The 20265-nt window shown below is 64.0% G+C and carries 16 protein-coding genes; 6 read left to right on the forward strand and 10 right to left on the reverse strand.

Annotated elements, in window-relative coordinates:
* Positions 1–57: 57 nt before the first annotated feature.
* Entirely contained in the window at positions 58–2121 is a 2064-nt protein-coding gene (locus CKW39_RS05930; protein ID WP_095797217.1) for an amino acid transporter, read from the reverse strand.
* Positions 2122–2299: 178 nt separating this feature from the next.
* Here CKW39_RS05930 and CKW39_RS05935 point away from each other — a divergent pair, with 178 nt between their 5' ends.
* Entirely contained in the window at positions 2300–3277 is a 978-nt protein-coding gene (locus tag CKW39_RS05935; RefSeq protein WP_095797218.1) for a S9 family peptidase, read from the forward strand.
* On the opposite strand, the gene CKW39_RS05940 is transcribed toward CKW39_RS05935, so the two are convergent.
* On the reverse strand, positions 3272–4390 hold the full coding sequence (locus CKW39_RS05940) for an esterase family protein (protein WP_254049296.1): 1119 nt from the start codon (positions 4388–4390) through the stop codon (positions 3272–3274). The genes CKW39_RS05935 and CKW39_RS05940 overlap by 6 nt on opposite strands.
* 155 nt (positions 4391–4545) lie before the next feature.
* Between CKW39_RS05940 and lysX the strand changes: the two genes are divergently transcribed.
* From lysX to CKW39_RS05955, 3 genes are all read left to right on the forward strand, one after another.
* The gene (gene lysX, locus CKW39_RS05945; protein ID WP_095797220.1) at positions 4546–7908 is read left to right on the forward strand and encodes a bifunctional lysylphosphatidylglycerol synthetase/lysine--tRNA ligase LysX; all 3363 of its coding nucleotides are present in this window, start codon (positions 4546–4548) and stop codon (positions 7906–7908) included.
* Positions 7909–8039: 131 nt separating this feature from the next.
* Positions 8040–8723, forward strand: a complete 684-nt coding sequence (locus tag CKW39_RS05950) for a response regulator transcription factor (RefSeq protein WP_095797221.1) — start codon at positions 8040–8042, stop codon at positions 8721–8723.
* On the forward strand, positions 8720–10144 hold the full coding sequence (locus CKW39_RS05955; protein ID WP_095797222.1) for a cell wall metabolism sensor histidine kinase WalK: 1425 nt from the start codon (positions 8720–8722) through the stop codon (positions 10142–10144). Before CKW39_RS05950 ends, CKW39_RS05955 begins: the two co-directional genes overlap by 4 nt.
* On the opposite strand, the gene CKW39_RS05960 is transcribed toward CKW39_RS05955, so the two are convergent.
* Together CKW39_RS05960 and CKW39_RS05965 are read right to left on the reverse strand one after the other, a co-directional pair.
* Positions 10107–10415: a hypothetical protein gene (locus CKW39_RS05960; protein WP_095797223.1), complete on the reverse strand. Its 309-nt coding sequence runs from the start codon at positions 10413–10415 to the stop codon at positions 10107–10109. The genes CKW39_RS05955 and CKW39_RS05960 overlap by 38 nt on opposite strands.
* A 192-nt stretch (positions 10416–10607) precedes the next feature.
* Positions 10608–11609 carry a zinc-binding dehydrogenase gene (locus CKW39_RS05965; RefSeq protein ID WP_095797224.1) on the reverse strand — a complete coding sequence of 334 codons (1002 nt, stop codon included), beginning with the start codon at positions 11607–11609 and terminating at the stop codon, positions 10608–10610.
* Positions 11610–11736: 127 nt separating this feature from the next.
* Here CKW39_RS05965 and CKW39_RS05970 point away from each other — a divergent pair, with 127 nt between their 5' ends.
* Positions 11737–13002 (forward strand): MFS transporter, encoded by a 1266-nt coding sequence (locus tag CKW39_RS05970; protein ID WP_095797225.1) that lies wholly within the window; start codon positions 11737–11739, stop codon positions 13000–13002.
* A 100-nt stretch (positions 13003–13102) separates the two neighbouring features.
* Here CKW39_RS05970 and CKW39_RS05975 read toward each other — a convergent pair whose 3' ends face one another.
* The 5 genes from CKW39_RS05975 to CKW39_RS05995 form a co-directional block, all read right to left on the reverse strand.
* A complete protein-coding gene (locus CKW39_RS05975; protein WP_095797226.1) occupies positions 13103–14767 on the reverse strand; it encodes a thiamine pyrophosphate-dependent enzyme in 1665 nt (554 codons plus the stop codon).
* Between the two features lie 247 nt (positions 14768–15014).
* A complete protein-coding gene (locus CKW39_RS05980) occupies positions 15015–16445 on the reverse strand; it encodes a sugar porter family MFS transporter (protein ID WP_095797227.1) in 1431 nt (476 codons plus the stop codon).
* Between the two features lie 158 nt (positions 16446–16603).
* Complete coding sequence (locus tag CKW39_RS05985) at positions 16604–17788, reverse strand: ROK family transcriptional regulator (RefSeq protein WP_095797228.1); 1185 nt, start codon at positions 17786–17788, stop codon at positions 16604–16606.
* 245 nt (positions 17789–18033) lie between these two features.
* Positions 18034–18366 (reverse strand): carboxymuconolactone decarboxylase family protein, encoded by a 333-nt coding sequence (locus CKW39_RS05990; RefSeq protein ID WP_095797229.1) that lies wholly within the window; start codon positions 18364–18366, stop codon positions 18034–18036.
* Positions 18367–18405: 39 nt separating this feature from the next.
* Positions 18406–18732 (reverse strand): glutaredoxin domain-containing protein, encoded by a 327-nt coding sequence (locus CKW39_RS05995; RefSeq protein WP_095797230.1) that lies wholly within the window; start codon positions 18730–18732, stop codon positions 18406–18408.
* Between the two features lie 357 nt (positions 18733–19089).
* On the opposite strand from CKW39_RS05995, the gene CKW39_RS06000 reads away from it, so the two are divergent.
* Positions 19090–19836, forward strand: a complete 747-nt coding sequence (locus CKW39_RS06000; RefSeq protein ID WP_254049302.1) for a phosphatase PAP2 family protein — start codon at positions 19090–19092, stop codon at positions 19834–19836.
* Between the two features lie 15 nt (positions 19837–19851).
* Here the strand turns inward: CKW39_RS06000 and CKW39_RS06005 are convergent, their stop codons facing one another.
* A complete protein-coding gene (locus CKW39_RS06005; RefSeq protein ID WP_095797232.1) occupies positions 19852–20265 on the reverse strand; it encodes a universal stress protein in 414 nt (137 codons plus the stop codon).

Here is a 20265-nt window from a genome sequence, read left to right on the forward strand (position 1 = left end):
AGAAGAGGGGTATCAGCGACTGCCGATGACCGAGGGATCGAGACCACGCGCGTCACGTTACATCACGTGGACAACGGGGCGAGCGGCGTCGTCGGGCACGGCGCGACGCAAGATCTCGTGGACCATGGACGCCGTCTGGCCCTGGCCCCAGAGCAGGAACCTGAGATAGTTGCGGATGGGTGAACCTGACGACCACTCGAGGTAGAGATCCGGTGGCACGCCCGTCTCGTCACGGATCCACAACGCCACCCCCGCCAGGCACGTGGGGACCGAGGAACCGTCCACGTGGATGACTCGGTGTGAGCCTACGGTGCGCGAAACCAAGGACACCTTGTCGGAGAAATCGGACGGATCCCGCAGTTTGACCTCCACGAACCACACGTCCGCATCCTCCACCAGGGCGTGGGACAGGCGCTCGGTCATCAGTTTCTCCCGGTAGTCCTCGTCAGCGTCGGAGGGGTCGGGATTGTGCGGGATCAGCTGGATGGCGTGGCCCTGTGCCGCGACCATCGAGGCGCGCAAGGCAGAATCGGCCCGCAGATCCGTGATGCGCAGTTCCGAGGCGCGCCACACGCGGGACGCGAAGGAAATCACCAGAATGCAGACCACGAAGACCGCCGCGATCTTGATGCCGTCCGGGCGCTCCACCACGTTGGCGATGGTTGTGTAGAGGAAAACCGCGGTGACCAGTCCGTACCCCCACGCCAGGCGCGGCCGCCCGTGATGTCTCGCGGACAGTGTCACCGCCAGCGCCGCGGAGGTCATGAGCACCAACACCCCGGTCGCATAGGCGCCGCCCTGGGCATCCACGTCCGCGTCGAAGATCCACGCGATGATGAAGGCCACCAGCGTGAAGACCAGAATCAACGGACGCACGGCGCGAGTCCACTCCGGAGCCATGCCGTAACGGGGCAGGTAGCGGGGTACAAGGTTCAACATTCCGGCCAGTGCGGAGGCCCCGGCGAACCACAGGATCAAGATGGTGGACAGGTCGTAGGCGCTGCCGAAAACCGGTCCCATGTACTCGTGCGCCACGTAGGCCAGCGCGCGCCCGTTTGCCTCGCCACCGGCGGCGAATTCCTGCGGCGGAATCAGCAGCGTGGTGACCATGGATGAGCACAGGAGCATCACGGCCATGATTGCGGCGGCCAGCGTGAGCATCTTGCGGGCACCTCGGATGCGTCCGGCAACGGCACCGTGCTTGCCCGCGACACTGTGATGGTCAGCTTTGCCGGGGTGGTCGCGACCGCGGCCGGCCGACTGTGTCGTGTCGCTGGGGTCGGCGCCGTCGACGACGTCATGCGCGGCCTTGGTAGCGCTGCCGCCGCCGGCGGTGGATCCCGGGTGGATCTGTGTCATGACGGACACCTCGGTCTCGTAGCCGGACATGCCCAGGGCGAGTTTCGGGAAGACCACGATCGCCAGGAGCAGGGCCATCCAGGGATTGGAGTGCTGGGTGGTCAGCGCGGTGGTCCATCCGGCGAGGAACTCCGGGTGGGCCAAAATCTGCTGAAACCCCACGACCATCACCGCCATGTTGAGGGCCAGATAGATCGGGACTAGGAACACGGCCAAGGCAATGGCCTCGCGAAATCCCTTGAGGAACACCGCCGCGAGGAGCGTGATCAGCCCGAACGTGATCCACAGCTTGGCACCGGTGCCGTGCATCGGCATCACGGGGTTGTCCACCAGGTGGGTTGCGGCGTCCGCGGATGACAGGGTGATGGTGATCATGAAGTCCGTGCACGCAAAGCCCAGGAGCACCAGGACGGCAATTTTCCCGTTCCACCGCGGGAGCAGTTTCTCCAGCATGCGGATGGACCCCGCGCCGTGAGGGCTGACCGCAGCCACCCACCGATACACCGGGAGCGCGCCGCACAGGGTCACGAGCACCAGAACCAACGTGGCGATGGGCGCCAGCGAACCCGCCGCGACCGCTGCGATGCCGGGCTGATAGCCCAGCGTGGAGAAGTAGTCGACACCGGACAGACACATCACGGCCCACCACGGACGGGTCCGGGTGCTCTCGCGCGGGCGCTGATGCGGCCCGTGATAGGCGGCCGGATCCGGCTGGTCGTTGAACAACCAGGTCCTGAATCGCCGAAACATCGCAGTGGCCATGGTGATCCTCCGAAGCGCGGAGCCTCGCGGCGTTTCTGCAACGGAACGAGCCTCCGTGGGGCACAGGATGCGCCCAAGCGCTGGGTGATACCTCACAGCTTATTCCTCGCACGGGCATCCCACACCGGCGGCATGTAGCGTGATCCGCGGGGGAAGTTTTTGAGATCAAGGGGGCGACATGGCGGATCACTCTGCGCAGGTGAGTCGTCGCGCGGTAATCCGAGGGGCCTTCGGGCTCACCGTGCTGGGCGCGGGCGCGGTGCTCGCCGGGTGCGGAGCCGCGGAGAAGCTCGGCGTGACCACGGAGTTCAAGACCACCGGGTCGTACGGGGTGTCCGAACTACAGCGGATCGCCTACGGATCGGACGAGAGCACGCAGTACGGAATGCTCGCGGTCCCGGTCCAGGACAACGGCGAACCGGTGAGCGAAGCGGTGCCCGTGGTGGTCATGATCCACGGAGGCAGTTGGGAAGACGCCTCGGACATGTCCTACATGACGGACATCGGCACGGACCTGGTTTCCTACGGGGTAGCCGTGTGGTCCATCGCCTATCGGGGCACCATTCACCCTGATCAGAGGGATCGCGGTCCCGCACGCGCGGGCTGGCCTGCGGCCGGGCACGACGTCGCCGCGGGAGTCGATTTCGTCCCTCGCCTCGCGGAGCACTCGCCGGTGGAGCTCGACGGCCAGCGTGTCGTGCTGCTCGGGCACAGTGCCGGTGGGCACCTGGCCACGTGGGCGACGTCGAGATCGCAACTCGAAGAAGGCCAAGTCGGAGCGGATCCCACGGTGAAACCGATCGGCTGCGTGTCCATGGCGGGCGTGTACGACCTGGACAGCGCGTTCCGCGAAGACGCGAACGACCGGGTGGGAAACCTGATGGGCGGCACACCCGATGAGGAACCCGAAAGGTATGAGGAGGCCTCCCCACAGGAGCTTCTACCCATCGGCATCCCCGTGATTGCGTGTCAGGGCGGTGAGGACGAGCTCATACCGGCGCACCAGGCCGAGGACTATGTCACCGCTGCCAAGGACAAGGGCGATCCGGCAGAGCTCACCGTGGTGGAGGATGCGGACCACAACGCGTGGACCGTGCTCGAGCACCCGGCGTGGGCGGAAGCCAGAGGGCACACGCTGCGCTTGGCCGGTCTATGACCGCAGTGCCGCGAAATACGGTGACACCTGGCCGAGCCATTTGAGAGAAGTCTCGATCTGTGCGGTCCACAGGGGAACTCTGTGGCCCCCGGTCTGGGACGTATTAATAGCCAGTCCCGTGGGATCTTTCACCGTTTCCTTGAATTTCTCCACCGCTTTGATAGCCGGGGTATCTTCGCCGCCGGTGAAGAACCAGATATTCACATCGGGGCTATTCTTTTCCACTACTTTGCCCAGGTCGTATCCCGCGGGGTCTGCGGTCACCCATTCTTGACCTTTACTGTAATCCGGGGCGAAATATCCGGCCATGTTAATGCTGTTTCCCCAGATCTCCGGATGGCGCACGGTGAACATGGACGAACACCAGCCGCCCGCGCTGTAACCGAAAGTGGACCACGCCTGCGGATCATCGGAAACTCGCAAGTTCTCGCGAATCCACGAGACCACGTCCTGGCTCACGAATGTCTCGTATTTTCCGTGATTGCCGTCCACGCACTCGGTGTCGTGATTGCCGGGAAAGACATCGGGGATTACCACAATGGGTTCTCGCACGGCAGAGTCGCGCACCGCAGTCTTAATATGTTGATCGAAATTCATGGATTTGCTGTAGGTCTTCACGCTCCCGGGAAATCCTGTGAACGCTGTAATGACGGGGAATGCGCGATCCTTGTCCGTGAAATACGACGGGGGTAACCAAACGGTAACTTGCTGCGTGACCTGCGACTCCTTGCCCGATAATTCGAAAGTCGCCCATTGTCCGCCGGTGGCAGAGGGATCCACCTGCGCACCGATCTGCTGACTGCCCCGCGGATCGAGTTGGGTGTTCGTGAACGGGGCGTGAGGTAGTTCCGCGGCGGTAGCTCGGGTGGGAGCGGTGAGCCCGGCCGTTTGGGTGGCGACCGACCCGCCGTCCCCTCCCGTGGCCAGGTCTCCCCAATTGCCGTACCACTGGTTGTCGTTGTTGAGCTTGAGGAAGATGACCAACAGGGTCAGAATCGTGACCAGCGCTATCGACACGAACTGGATGATGTATCTGGACGCGCCGAGCTTCCGATACCGCGGTACGAGAAACACGGCCACGAAAAGCACAATCGCCGCCAATGTAACGGCCATCACGAAAACTGGCCAGCCTGTTAATTCGAAAAAACTCATATCGTCGCTCTTCTCTTGGAGATTTCATACTGTGGTCGGATGTCGCCCGATGCCCACAAGAAATAGAAATAGAGTGTCGCCGATGCACACATAGTAATTCGAAGAGAGTCGAGTGAATGACCAAAGAGTCAAACAGCAGGAAGTTGGCAGGTGACCCCCAGCTAACGGGGGAATCCGGACAGCGTAACTTCCAGCTGCCCACCCCGGCACAAGAACGGGGTGCGCGCATCCTCACGTGGGTGTTCGCCATGGCCACGCTGCTCGGTCTCATCCTGACCGTCATGCAATGGCTGGCCGTCATTTCCCCGGTGCCGTACATGGTGCTGGGGGCGCTGAACCTGCCTGTCTCGCCCTCCCTGGCCTCGGTCGCACTGTTGGCCTTGGTCACGGGGGCGTTGATCCGCCGGAAGCGGATCGCCCTGGTCCTGGTCGCTGTGCTGCAGGTCCTGGGAGTGTTCGGATCGGTGTTGAATCTGTTGGACGCGGCCGAGGTCGGGATCCAGGAAACACTGGCAGACCCACTGACCCGGGGCTTCTTCGTGATGGATGTGACCGCACTGGTGGTGGGCGTGTCCACGTTGGTGTTGGCCTGGTGGATGCGAGCGGCCTTCCCTGGCCGCACCAGGGCCAGGAGCACCGTTGCCGCGATGGTCACGCTCGTGGTGGGTGCCCTATTCACTGTGGCGATGACTCACGTGATCCTGCTGATCTCCACGGAGTCGGCCAGCGATGACGGTCGTGTGCTCGTGGAAGCGATCAATCGGGGTTTGGGGATCTACTCACCCAACCCGCAGTTCAGGCACCAAGTGCCCGATTGGTTGCCCGGCCTGGTGTCGGTGCTGCTCGCGCTCACGTTGGTGGCCGCGGTGTTCATGTTCTTGCGTTCCAGCTCCAAGGAGACCACCTGGACGCCCCGGCAAGAAGTCGCGTTGCGCACCTTGCTCGCGCAGTACGGGGATCAGGATTCGCTGGGCTACTTCGCCACTCGGCGCGACAAGAACGCCGTGTTCTCCCCGGATGGTCGCGCGGCCATCACCTATCGGGTCGTGGGGCAGGTGTGCCTCGCCTCTGGCGACCCCGTGGGTGACCGAGCGAGTTGGCCCGCCGCGGTGAAGGCCTGGTTGGGGCATGCCCGTTACTACGGGTGGACTCCGGCAGTCACGTCCGCCTCTGCGGATGGCGCCCGCGCTTTCGCCGCCCAGGGAATGGGCGTTCTGGTCATGGGTGACGAGGCCGTTCTGCATCCGGAGCGCTTCTCACTGGCCAATTCGTCCATGACCAACGTGCGCCGCGCGGTTCGCCATGCTCGGCAGCGCGGACTGGAAGTCGAGATCAGCAACCACGATGCACTGTCTGCGGAGGCGCTCGCGGAGTTGGGTGCGCTCGCCGATCAGTGGCGCGGGGACGAGCCGGATCGCGGGTTTTCGATGGCCTTGAATCGATGGGGTGACCCCGCAGACGGTGAATGCACCGTGGTGGTGGCCCGCGACGAACACGGTCAGGTCAAGGGTTTGTTGTCGTTCGTGCCTTGGGGGCGGCGCGGTTTGTCCCTGGATGTCATGCGACGCTCCCCGGACGCCCCCAACGGCACCACGGAACTGATGGTGTCCGAACTCATGAATTTCGGTGCCGCCCGCGGAATTCGTGAGGTGTCCTTGAACTTCGCGATGCTGCGCGGTGTCTTCGCCGATGCCGAAGAGCTGGGCGCCGGCGTGATCACGCGCTTCAACTCGTCGGTACTGGGATTCCTGGATCGCTTCTTCCAACTCGAGAGCCTCTACCGATCCAACGCCAAGTACCTCCCCGAATGGTTCCCGCGGTACGCATGCTTTGACAGCGCGCTTTCGCTGCCTCGCATGGCGTCCACCACCGCGCAGGTCGAGGGATTCCTGCCCTCGCCGTTCGTGCGTTCCGCACCGGATCGCCAGCTCGACGACGCCGCTCTGGCCGCCATTCGCGAGCTCGATCACGAACCGCCTCGCTTGCGTGAACTCGCACCGCGGCGATCGCAGCAGACCCGGCATCGTTTGCGCCACGCGCGAGCGCTCGCGGAAGCTGGCATCGCCCCCTATCCGGTGGGTTTGGCCCCGGCAATCTCCGTGGCGGAACTGATGGCCCGTCGGGAGGCGGGCGAAGCGTCGTCGTCGTCCGTGCGTGTGAGCGGCAGGATCCGCAAGCTCCGTGACCACGGCGGTGTGCTGTTCCTGGACCTCACGGATGCCGGACGCACCGTGCAGGTGGTGCTTGACCGCGAACGCATGGACGGGGCCTGGGGCGTGCTGCGTGCCAACCTGGATTCAGGTGACCTTGTGGTCGTGGACGGTGAGTGGGGTGTGTCCCGCAACGGCACCGAATCCGTGCTTGCGCGACAGTTGACCATGGCGTCCAAGGCGCTGCAACCGGTTCCGTGGGACAGTTTCGAGGATCCGGAGGCGCGGCTGCGTAAGCGCTCCACCGATCTACTGGTGCACCCCGGGAAGCTGGACCTGCTGAAGCAGCGCTCGCTGGCCATGGAAACGGTGCGCGACTACCTCACGGACCAGGGATTCCGCGAGGTTGAAACTCCGGTGCTCAACACGGTGCACGGAGGGGCATCGGCCAGGCCGTTCAAGACGTTCATCAATGCGTACGGCATGGACCTGTCGCTGCGGATCGCGCCGGAACTGTATTTGAAGCGGCTATTGGTTGCGGGGTCGGGGCCGATCTTCGAGATCTCCCGAAACTTCCGCAACGAGGGCGCGGACGCCACGCACAACCCCGAGTTCACGTCGCTCGAGGCGTACCTGCCGTACTCGGACTACATGGAGATGAAGCGGCTGACGGAGGAACTCATCAAGCAGGTGGCTGTGGAGCTGCACGGATCTGCGGTGCTGCCGCTGCGTGACGTCCGCGATCCGGAGGCGGCTCCCGTGCTGACGGATGTGTCCGGGCCCTGGCCGGTGGTGACCGTGACGGATGCCGTGAGTCGAGCCGTGGGGCAGGACGTCAGCATCCACACGGACTTCGAGACACTGCTGACCATCGCCGCAGACCACGGTGTGGAGATCGGGCCCGGCATGGGTCCGGGTGCGGTGCTGGAAGAGCTTTACGGTGAACTGGTGGAACCGCAGACCATCGAGCCCACGTTCTACTGCGATTTCCCCCTGGAAACCTCGCCGCTCACCGCGCCCCACCGGAGCGAGGAGGGGCTCGTGGAACGCTGGGACTTGGTGGCCAACGGCATGGAACTCGGTACCGCGTACTCGGAGATGACCGATCCCGTGGAGCAGCGCCGTCGCCTGACCGAACAGTCGCTGAAAGCGGCCGCCGGTGACGTGGAGGCCATGGAAGTGGACGAGGACTTCCTGTACGCCTTGGAAACCGGTATGCCGCCCGCTGGAGGCCTGGGCATCGGTTTGGACCGGCTGGTCATGCTCATGACGGACACCACCATCCGCGACGTGTTGTCCTTCCCGTTCGTACGGCCGCAGAAGAACTGACGGACCGAGGTGGAGCGGGTGCTCAGAACCCCTTCAGTGAATAGGCGGCATTCTTGAGGGGTGCCCTCGGATGGGCTGTCGAATACCGTGGGAGCTGGGAGACAACCCGCTCCGCTGGAAAGGCTTGATGAATGCGTGTACTGGTCGTCGATGACGAGGCGGACCTCTTGGAGTCGCTGCGCCGTGGACTCACCAACGAGGGGTTCGTGGTGGACGTGGCCAACGACGGCGTCACCGGTGCGTGGCTGGCCCAGGAGAACCCGTACGACGTGATCGTGCTGGACCTCATGCTGCCCGGTAAGAACGGGTACACGATCCTCAAGGAAATTCGTGCCGCCAAGAACTGGACGCCCGTGTTGATGCTCACCGCCAAGGACGGCGAGTACGACGAGGCCGACGCGTTCGACCTGGGCGCCGACGACTACCTGACCAAGCCGTTCAGCTTCATGGTCCTGGTGGCCCGGTTGCGAGCGCTCATCCGGCGCGGCGCCCCGGAGCGACCGGTCAACATCACCGTGGGCAGCTTGGAACTGGACCCGTCCCGGCACAAGGTCACCCGCGGGGACACGGTGATCGAACTGACCGCCAAGGAATACGTGATCCTGCAGTACTTCATGCAGAACGCGGAGACCGTGGTGTCCAAACTGCAGATCATGGACAACGCGTGGGATGCCGCGTTCGAGGGTTCGGAGAACATCGTGGAGGTCTACGTGGGGTATCTGCGCAAGAAGATCGACGTTCCCTTCGGCCTCAACACGCTGCAGACCGTGCGGGGTATGGGGTATCGACTGGTCGCGGATACCTCCGCGGCATGAGCATGTTGGGCGTGCGCCGGCGGTGGGGCGTGCGGCGCAAGACCACGCTCGCTGCGGCACTGCTCATGATCGTGGTGCTGTTGTTGGCGGGTGTGCTCCTGCTGGAAGTGCTCAAGCGCAACATTGTCTCCACCGCCCATGATCAAGCGGTGACCAGTCAGCAGCAGGTGCTCTCGCGTCTGGTGGACGGGCAGGAGACTCCCGAGAATCGCGTGATCTACGTGTGGTCCCAAGCGGACCCCGAGGATCTGCTGCGCGCGGTGGGCCAACCCGGTGTCCTGGTGCAGCTCACCGATCAGGAGGGCTCGGTCGTGGCCTCCTCACCCGCAATGACCGGGGACATTGATTTGAACTCACCGGCGCTCACCCCGGGTGCCACGTTCGAATCGCGCACCGACGACCGAGGCCTCCTGCGCATCCCCAACGATTTTGTATATGTCTCCGAAGGCATAGTGGTCAACGACGAACCCCACACCTTGGTGGTGGCCGTTCCCGTCAACCTGCAGACCAGTTCCCTCACCGTCGTGGCGGTGTTCGTGCTGGTGGTGGGCCCGCTCCTCGTGATCCTGGGCGCGCTGACCATGTGGTGGCTCACGGGCCGTTCCCTGCGGCCGGTCCGGCGCATCACCGACCAGGTGCGCACCATCGGCGGGTCCAATCTGGACGAACGCGTGGATGTGCCGCCCACCCGCGACGAGATTGCTCAGCTGGCCTCCACCATGAACGCGATGCTGGACCGGCTCCAGGCGTCGGATCAGGCACAACGGCGCTTTGTGGCCGATGCGTCCCACGAGCTGCGCTCGCCGCTGGCCACGTTGTCCACCACGCTGGACGTGGCCCGCAGCGATCCCTCCGGCGAGGCCTGGAAAGAGCTGTCCCCGGTGCTCGTCTCCCAGTCCCAGCGCATGGGTCAGCTCGTGCAGGACCTCCTCACCCTCGCCCGCGCGGACGACGCCGGCCTGGACATGCGCGTTGCCGACACCGACATGGACGAGGTGGTGTCGGACGAGATCGCCCGGATCCGACCCGCACTGGACCAGGAACTGACGGTCTACATCGAGCCGGTGCGCCTGCGTGCGGACGCCTCAAAGCTGCAGCACGTGGTGCGGAATCTGCTGTCCAACGCGGGTCGCCATGCTGAGTCGCTGATCGAGGTGCGGTTGAGCGCGACCGAGACGAATGCGGTGCTCACCGTGATCAACAACGGCGATACGATTGCCCCCGCAGATCAGAACAAGGTCTTCGAACGGTTCGTCCGCCTGGACGCTTCACGAGCCCGGGATACCGGTGGATCCGGATTGGGCCTGGCCATCAGCCGCGAGATCGTGCTCGCCCACGGTGGCACCATCGCGGTCGATGAGGACTCACACGGTCGCTGCCGCTTTACGGTGACCCTGCCCCTCCCGAAGGATGCTCCGTAGCCTCCACGGTGTGCGCCAATAGCCGCTCACTCGTCATGAACACGAGAGCAGCGGAAGCCACCGCGATGATGCGCGGAATGACCTCGCCCAGCAGATCCCGGGTGATGACGTCCGGGAGCAGCCACGTGCACAGGGCCGACACCGAGAAATAGGCCACCACGGCCGCAACGAACACCAGGATCCTGGCCGGGGTGGCGACGCCCTCGAAGAATTCGGGGCGGGAGTGATCGCGCTCGCCTCGCACGAGTCCCATGAAGGATTTGATCGGCACAATCCATTCCTTCGGTCCGCTCGGTGACTTATTGATTACCTCTGACGTCCTAATCTACCCCGGGGTAGATCGCTCTGACATGGCCGAATGGCCAGTCTTCCTGGGCTTTTGCCATCGACGCGGACGACGCCGCTCGGGTACCTTGCGCACGCAAGGTACCCGAGCGGCGTCGTCGGGCGGTGAAAAGCGGGGTTACGGGACGATGGTGAACTTGACCTGGCCGTCGCCGCCGCGTTCGGCGATGCGCAGCACCTCTGCCACCTGATCCAAGGTGTGGGTGGGGCCTAGGCAGTAGTCGACCTCGACCTCGCCGTCGTGGATGCGACGGACAGCCTCGTGGAAGGACTTGAGGCCGGGCTCGGACTGGGCGGCCACGGAACCCTGGAGGCGCACGCACTTGCGGAAGACCTCGAAGATCGGCACGAGAGTAGGTTCGAAGCTTTCGTACAGGCCGAACCAGCCCACGATGCCGCGGTTGGCCACGATGTCCACGGCCTGGGTGCGCAACTCATCGGAACCGACGGCCTCGATCACCAGATCCGCGCCGTTGTTGCCGGTGAGCTCGGAGACCACGGTGCCCAGGTCCTCGTCCGGGATCAGCACGGCGCGGGCACCCAGCTTGCGGGCGATCTCGAGGCGGGCAGGTTCCTTGTCCGAAATGATGACCTGGTCGAAACCGCGGCGCAGGGCGTCCTGCAGGAAGAACAAGCCCGCGGAACCGGCGCCCATGATCACGCACGTGCCCGCGGTGCGCGCGGGCACCTCGGTGGGCCAGTAGAGGTCGAACGCGTAAATGCACGTGCCCAGCTGCTGGGCCATCATGTAGCGGCGCATCTGGGTGAGATCGTTACTGTTCACGTCCGAGGGCAGAGCCACGGCGTGGTCGTCGTCGAGCAGCATGTACTCCGCGAACGCTCCACCGAACTCACCCGGGGGAACGCACAGCACTGTGGTGCCCACGGGGAACTTCTCGGAGTTGGACTCCGAAACGACACCCACGCCCTCGTGGCCCGGGTAGCCCGCGCGCTCCGGACCCTTGGGATGCAGCGTGCCGTGCAGGGCCGCGTGCAGATCCGAACCACAGACTGATGCCGCCGTCATCCGCACCACGAACGTGCCCGGCTCAGTGGCCTGCGGTTTGGGCCATTCACGCACGGTGATGACTCCGGTTTCCGGCACGTGGGTTGCGCGCATCTGGGGCTCCTTCGCTGGGGGAACTGCATGAAAATAACCGCTTCAACGGTACTTCATGGAGTAGCTTGGCCCCCTGGAGGGCGACGCTTTATATCACAACGTGATACATAGTTGTAGGCTAATCCCAATGTTACTTCCCCGCGCGTTCAAACCTTTCAGTACCCCGGCCTTCGCGGTGCTGGCCTTTGCCATGTGCATGAGCGTGTTCGGATCAGGACTGTGGGCGGTCGCCTTGGTCGCGAAGGTCATGGCCTTGGGCGGTTCGGCCGTGGATCTGTCCATGGTCACCGCGGCCGGTGCCTTGGGCGCGGTGGTTTTCGTCCTGGTGGGCGGGGTGACGGCAGATCGCGTGCGGCTGAATATCATCTTGCGATGCGTGGAAGCCACCAATTTTCTGACCGCTTCTGTGATCGTGCTCCTGACATGGACCGGCAACCTTGCGATGTGGCACCTGGCGATCGCCGCGTTCGTGTTCGCAGGCTCCTTGGGATTCTTCTACCCCGCCTACTCGGCCGCACTGCCGAGGATCCTGCCGGCCAGTCAGTTGCTTGCCGCCAACGGTGTGGAGGGGACCGCCCGACCGCTCTTGCAGATCGCTGCCGGTCCCGCGGTGGGTGGCTTCCTCGCTGGCCTGGCTTTCCCAGCGCTCGCCGTGGTGGCCATTGCCGTGTGCCACGCCGCAGCGTTCGTCCTGATGATGTTTCTGCGCATCCCAACGAGCGGCAGGTTCGGGGAGGAGGAACCGCAAGGCTCCAACACGGCGCCGTCCACGTCCATCTTGCGTGATCTGGTGGACGGTTTCCTCTACTCGGTGCGCACTCCGTGGTTGCTTTGGACGCTCTTGTGGGCCATGAGCGCTGTGTTCTTGTTCATCGGCCCGCTCGAGGTGCTCGTCCCATTCCTGGTCGTGGACCGGCTGGGCGGCACGGTGGCCAGTTACGGTGCGATGCTCGGTCTGTACGGGGTGTCCATGGCGCTGGGTTCGATCATCACGGCATCCATGCCCCTGCCGCGCAATTACCTCACCACCATGATCTGGCTGTGGGGTTTCGGCACGCTGCCGTTCGGCCTGGTGGGCATGACCGATTCGTGGTGGGTCATGGCGATCGCGTTGTGTGTCTTCGGTGCCACGGGCGGCGCTGGTCAGGTCATTTGGGGCACTCTGCTGCAGCGCCGCGTCCCCGTGCACATGCTTGGGCGCATCTCATCCCTGGACTTCTTCGTGTCCCTGTCGCTCATGCCCGTATCCATGGCGGTGGCGGGACCGGTTTCACAGGTCCTGCCGCCCGAGGCGATCTTCTGGGGCGTGGCCATCGTGACGCCTCTGCTCGGCGTCATTGCGGTCTTCGCCGGTCGGATGCACAAGGACCAGGCAGAGCACCCGCTGCGCTAGTCGCCCACGCTCGAACGCGACGACGCCGCTCCCGGGACTTTCCGTACGAAAGGTTCCAGGAGCGGCGTCGTCAGCTATCTGACCAGTATCTATAACTGGATCAGTATGCTTTGTGGCGCTGCTCCACGATCAGGTGGATGAGCGCGAACGTGCCCTGCTCGTCAATGGCCTTGAAGGCTTCCTCGAGCGCACCCGGGATCTCGGACTCGCGCTCCACGCGCACGCCAAAACCACCGAACGAGGTGGCCATGCCCGCGAAATCCGGGTTCGTCAACTGGGTACCGGACACGCGCTTGGGGTACTGCTTCTCCTGGTGCGTGCGGATGGTGCCGTACTCCTGGTTGTCCATCACGATGACCAACGGCGTGGCGCCGTACTGCGCGGCGGTGGCCAGCTCTTGACCGTTCATGAGGAACTCACCGTCACCGGCGATCGAGATCACTCGGCGGCCCGGGTAGTTCAGGGACGCTGCCACGGCGGAGGGTACCGAGTACCCCATGGAACCGTTGCGCGCCGAAATCATGGACGCGTAGCCATTGGTCGGGAAGTATCGGTGCGCCCAGTTGGTGTGCTCTCCGGCGCCGAAGGTGACCATGGCGTCCTCCGGCAGGTTTTCCACCAAGTTGGCCATCATGGTGTCCATGGTGGCCGGGCCGTCCTCCGGGTGGGTGTCCTTTGGCTCGGCGAAGTCGACCTGCTGCTGCCGCATGCGACCACACCAGTCCTTCCAGCCGTCCTTGACCGGGAGGTCCATGCGCACCAGGTCGCGCACGAATACGTCCGGCTTGGCCACGATCTGATGCGAAACGGCACCGGAACGGCCGCGCATGGACGGGTCCATGGTCACGATGAAGTTCTTCTTGGACCAGTCCTGACGCACCAGGAAACCGTCCGTGATCACGTCACCGGGCACGGTTCCCACGAAGACGAGCAGGTCAGTTTCTTCCAGCAGGTCGTAGGTGGGTCGCGGGCGGCCATAGCCGATGGGGCCCACGTAGGACGGGGAGTTGAACGGCACGGTACCCTCCGTGCGCCACTCGGCTGCGGCGGGGATGTGATGTTCCTCGAGCCACTGGGTGAACTTCTGGGCGCCCTCGTGGGTCCAGTCGTTACCGCCGGTCACGAACAGCGGCTTCTCGGATTCCTTGAGCGCGCTCTCCAGAGCCTTCCAGTCGGTCACGGTCATACCGCCACCAGCAACAGGAATCCGCGGGTGCAGGGTCGCGTCGATCTCGCGCGTGATGACGTCCTCGGGCAAACCGACCACCACGGGACCGGGGCGGCCGGACGCCGCTGCGAACATGGCCTCGGCGACATATTCGGAGGCGCGCTCGGCGTGGTCCAGGACCATCACGCGCTTGGCGCCAGAGCCGAACCACTGGTGCGGATCGAACTCCTGGAACGCCTCCTTCTCGCGATGTTCGAAGGGGATCAGCCCCACGAACAGCACCATGGGAGTGGAATCCTGCCACGCGGTGTGCAGGCCCACGTGAGCGTTGGCGGCACCGGGGCCACGGGTCACCATGGCTACGCCGGGCACGGTGTTCATCTTGCCGTCGGCCTCGGCCATGTACGCGGCGCCGCCCTCGTGGCGGGTGATCACGGTATTGATGGGGGACTTGTACAGGCCGTCCAGCACATCCAGGTAGCTCTCGCCGGGCACGACGTACGCGCGTTCCACGCCGTGGGCGACCAGGGAATCCACGATCACGTGGCCGGCCGATTTACGTCCTGCTGTGGACTGTTCCGAAGAAGATTGGGTCACCGTGAGGTCCTCATTTCGCCATTGAAAAGTCGTGAAGATTGTGGGCGATTCCACGGGGATCGTCCGCGAATATCAGACTCGAAACTACCCGAGAACGCCCGGGGTGGGGGTATCGGAGCGGCATATTTGTTAATCCGACAAACTATGACCCTCCCGCAGCCACGCGCGGAAGGCAGCGGGTACGACGTCGCCCCGGTCCCGTACACGCGTACGGAACCAGGGCGATCGGATCGGGTGGGATAAAGCGTCAGTCGTGCATGTCCTCGAGCTCCACACCCTTGGTCTCGGAGACCATCTTGATGGTGAAGATCAGCGAGACCACCGCGAAGAACGCGTAGATGCCGTAGGCCAGACCCAGCGAGAAGTTGGACAGCGCCGGGAAGGTGACGGTGACGGCCCAGTTGGCGATCCACTGCACGGCACCGGCCACGGCCAGTGCGGCACCGCGGATGCGGTTGGGGAACATCTCGCCCAGCAGGACCCACATGAGCGGACCCCACGAGACACCGAAGAAGATCACGAACAGGTTGGCAGCGATCAGGGCGACCGGACCTGCCACGGGGCCGAGCACCGGCGTGAGCTGACCGTCCACCATGACTTTGCTGGCGGTGGCGAAGACAATGGCCAGGGTTGCGAGCGAAACGGCCATACCGGTGGAGCCAATGAGCAGCAGAGGGCGGCGGCCCACCTTGTCCACCAGGAAGATGGCCACGATGGTTACCAACACGTTGGTCACGGAGGTGGCGACCGAGATCACGAACGAATCGGACTCCGAGAAGCCCACCGACTCCCACAACACGTTGGAGTAGTAGAAGATCACGTTGATGCCCACGAACTGTTGCAGGGCTGCCAGGCCGATACCGACCCACACGATGGGCTTGAGACCACCCAGGGAACCACGCAGATCGCTGAAGCGGGGCTTGTGTTCCTTGTTGATGGTTTCGCGGATGCGGGCCACGCGCTCCTCGGCCACCTGATCGCCGTGGATGCTGGTCAACACGGAGCGAGCCTCGTCATCACGGCCGCGGGACACCAGGTAACGCGGGGACTCGGGAATGGTGAACGCGCCGATGCCGTACATGACAGCCGGGATGGCCATGACCAGGAACATCCAGCGCCAGGCCTCGAGACCCAGCCACAGCTCGTTGGCTGCCCCGCCGGCCCAGTAGGCCAACAGGGCGTCAATGAGCAGCGACAGGAAGATACCGAGCACAATGCCCATCTGCTGCAGCGAGCCCAACCGGCCGCGCAGGTGCGCAGGGGAAACTTCGGCAATGTAGGCGGGGGCGATCACGGAGGCCACACCCACACCCACACCTCCGACCACGCGGAAGATGACCAGCGTGGTGATGTCATTAGCCAGGCCACAACCGATCGCTGAGGCCAGGAACAGGACCGCGGCGATCTTCATGATCAGGATGCGACCGGTGCGGTCCGCAATGCGGGCGCCGAAGAAGGCACCCACCGCGGCACCCAGCAGTGCCGCTGCCACCGCGAAGCCCAGGGGACCCGGACCCACGTCGAAGCGGGATTGGATGGAGGACACCGCGCCGTTGATCACGGCGGAGTCGTAACCGAAGAGCAGGCCACCGAAAGCAGCGACCGTTGTGATTCTGATGACCGCGCCGGTGTTTGCGTCGTGACGCTCGGACGGTACTGCGTGCGCTGCTTGGCTCATCGCGCAGCTCCCTTGCTGTAACGAAGTAAGAATGCAGGCCCCAGGGCATAGGACGCTGTGGGGACGGTAACCGGAAGTACGCTTGCCGGTAGTGGATCAAGATTAGGACCCGGATCACTAAATGTCCATGTCTTGAACACAAAAAACGTGGGTGTGTCTTAAACGGTGAGAGAAACGTTCTCGAGCGCCATGATCAGCGCCCCGGTGAGGTGCGCTTCCGGGCCGAGTTCAGCGGCGGTGATCGCGAGGTCCCGGGTGCAGCCTTGTACACCGTAGCGAGACACGATCTCCCGTAGCGGAGCCAACAGCAGATCACCCGCGCGGGCCAATTCGCCACCCACGACCACGAGCTCCGGATTGATGAGATTGCACAGGTTCGCCACGGTGGTGCCCAGGGTGCGACCGGTGTCCCCGATGACGCGAGCACAGCCGACATCCCCGGCCAGAGCGGCGTCGACAACCTGAGCGACCGTGAGATCGGGGCCGCGGGTGGCGCCCAGGAGGGTGAGGACGGCCTCGGACGAGATGAATGTTTCCAGGCATCCGCGGTTGCCACAGCGGCAGACGTCACCCTGCTCGTCCAGGGTCATGTGCCCGAGCTCCCCGGCGGAACCGGTGGCTCCTCGGAACAGTCGGCCGTTGAGGATCAGGCCGGCACCCACGCCGTGGGAGACCTTGATGTAGGCCATGTTCTGGGCGGTGCGTCCGGCGCCCTGGGAGAACTCACCCACCGCCCCGGCATTCGCATCATTTTCCACGGCCACCGGGAGTCCGAGTCGGCCGGAGGCAGCGGCACGGACATCGGTATCGGCCCAGGCCGGAAGGATGGCCCCGGCGCTCACCACGCGTCCTTCGAGGTCTACGGGGGCCGGCACGGTCAATCCGGCGGCGAGTAGTTTTACCCGAGGAATCTTCAGCTTCCGAACCATGGCGTCCAAGGTGGAATCGGCCGTGTCCAGCGCTTCGGTGACCGAATGACCTCGGGGCAGATCAAATCGCTGACGAGCCTTGATGTCCTGATTGAGATCCGCCACGGCCACGGTGAGGTGGCGGTGGCCCACATCGAGGCCCACCACGAAGCCGGCGTTGTCGCTGAACCGGACTAGCTGCCCACGGCGGCCCCCGTGTGACGAATCCATAGCCAGCACTCCCGCGGTCACCATCTCGTGCACGATGGAGGACACCGTGGACGGCGCCAGGGCTGTTTCGCGCGCGATGGTCGCCTGCGTGGTGGTACCCAGTGCGCGCATGGCATCGATCACCCGGCGCTGATTGGCCACGCGCAAAGACGTCTGTGAGCCCGGGGCCGCTTCGAAGGGGGCGGACGTGGAGTGCAGGGACATCGTCGTCCTCGATTTCCTGTGAAGATTCTCTTGCACCGGAGTGTAGCCCGCCTTCAACTATCGAAGACAAAGCTCCTGATTGACAGAGGTTCGGACTAATTAGGCGTGGTTGGCTCTCGGACGAGTGCTCATAGCCCCTTGGCCCTACGGCGACTAAGTCACACGAGAAAGGAACCGCGCCGACACGAAGCGCGCGGCGCGGTTCCGCACGGTGCGGTCACGGTGCCGCGTGAAACAGCTTGGGCTCAGGCCTCGTCGAACAGGCGAAGTGCCATGGCCGTGTGGGTCACGGCGGCCCCGGCGCGCAGACCTGCGGCGACCATGCCCGCTTCCACGATCTGCTCGCGTGTGGCACCGGCGGCCTTGGCCTTCTTGGTGTGCACTTCGAGGCAGTAGGGGCACTGGGTGGTCAGGGCGACACCGATGGCGATGAGCTCACGGTTCAAGGGGTCGATGTGACCGCCCTCGCGACCGATGGCCGCGTCGAATGTCGCGAATTTGGTGAACTCCTCGGGTGCAAGCTTCTTCAGCTCACCCAGGAGCTTGAGGTCTTCCGGAGAATGGTAGTGATCAGCCATGAGTCATCCTGCTTTCTGTGATTACCGGTACTGACTCCCTCAGTCTGCGGTCGCGGGGGTGGCGTTGGCCAGCAGTTGACGAACCTGGTCAGGTGCATCCGAATCCGCCGCGATGAAATGGGTGTTCTTGGTGACCACCGTGGGAACCGTGGAATTGCCATCGTTGAGGGAGGCTACGTACTCCTTGGCCGCCGGATCTTCCCAGATATTGATCCACGTGGCCTTCTGGCCGTCCTCACCCAATCCGTATTCAAGGCGCTCACAGAATGGGCACCCGGGACGCCAGTAGATGGCCACGCCGTTGTTGTCGATGTGCTTGAGTGCGTCGTCTTGCGAAACCTGTGGGTACTGGGGATTCTCGGGCACGGTGGCTCCTGGGATCGAGGTGGATTGGGTCAGTTCAGAGTTATAACGGCAGAGTAGATGAGTCGATTCCGGACGACGTCATAATTGTCGCGAACAGCACATTCCGATAAGAGAATACAAACGAAGAAGGGTTCATTACATTTTTTCGTTTCACGTGAAACCTCCAGGCTCACCGGCTCTGGTGCGCGATTTCAGCAATCACTCGGTGATGAGTGACACCATGGATCTATGACCTATCCGGCGCAGAAAACTTCCCCCTCGCCGGGCGGGTCCCCGTGGCGCTTGCCGCAACTGCGACACCGAGTGGCCGTACCTCTGGTCACGGTGTTGTTGGTTGCGACCGTCGGTCGATTGCTGGTGGTCTCACCGGAAATCACGCACGGGGAGACCGCGTTGCTCGAGGGGCTTGTCCAATATCGCAACGCAGTATTCGACGCCATTGCCATGGCGGTCCAGGCTGTGCTCTCCAATGCGGGCATTGTATTGATCATCGCCATGATCACCGGGTGGCTCGCCGTCTTCCGGCGACGACCCCTGGACGCCACCGCGTTCCTCATCACGTCCCTCATGGGTTGGGCCACGATCGGTCTGGTCAAGGTCGCTGCAGAGCGCCCACGCCCGTCTTTGATGACCGGTGATCAACTTCTGGCGCTCGACGGCGCCACGTCCTTCCCGTCGGGACACACTGGTGGCGCACTCGCGATCGTGTTGGCTTTAACACTCGTGAATTTCCGCTCTTCCAAACACAACCGAATTCTATTGTTCGGTCTTGCGTTTGTGGCTCTCGTTGGACTCAGCCGTATATACGCAACCGCGCATTTTCCGCTTGACGTGCTGGTTTCCATCCCGGTGGCGTGGGCTGGTGTGATGATCGGCTGTGCAGTATCGAATGCTTTGGTGCCAGCTCTGGCCTATGGATTCGGCTGGACACAGAAAGATGTCACGGTGCCTGCACCGGGATCCAAGCGTGCGACCAGCACCGTGACTGGCGAACGAAGCGCAACTGGCGCGACCGCGGCGTCGTCGTGGGAAGCGCCCGTGACCGCACAGCAAAGCCGCCCGACCTTCGACCTCAACGAGGCGGAGGAAGACCGGGCGGCCTAGTAGCTGCTGGGCGAATCAGTCGTCCACGGTGTACCCGGCCTTGACGCACAGCACCGGGCAAGTGGCCTCCAGCAGGATGCGCTGAGTGGTGGGCGCCATGATGAGCTTGCCCACCGGCGTGCGCTTACGCGTTCCGATGACCAGCAGCTCGGCAGTGACGCGTTCACACGCGTCCAGGATGGCGTCCGCGGGGTCGCTGTCCGGGTGGACGGACACCAATTCGTGATCGATGCCGCTCTCGGCCAACAGCTCCTGGTCTTCGGCGGACGCCGCCGGTGATTCCTGTTCGGCGGGACGTCCGAAGCGTTGCTTGGGTGCGGGTGCCTGAACGATGACCAGTTTGCTGGAACGTAGTTTTGCTTCGCCGATGCTGGCCCGCAGTGCGGCGCGTCCGGCGGGGGTCGGTAGGTAGCCGACGACAATGCTCAT

It is taken from the genome of Kocuria sp. WRN011, assembly GCF_002295155.1.
GTDB classification, from domain to species: domain Bacteria; phylum Actinomycetota; class Actinomycetes; order Actinomycetales; family Micrococcaceae; genus Kocuria; species Kocuria carniphila.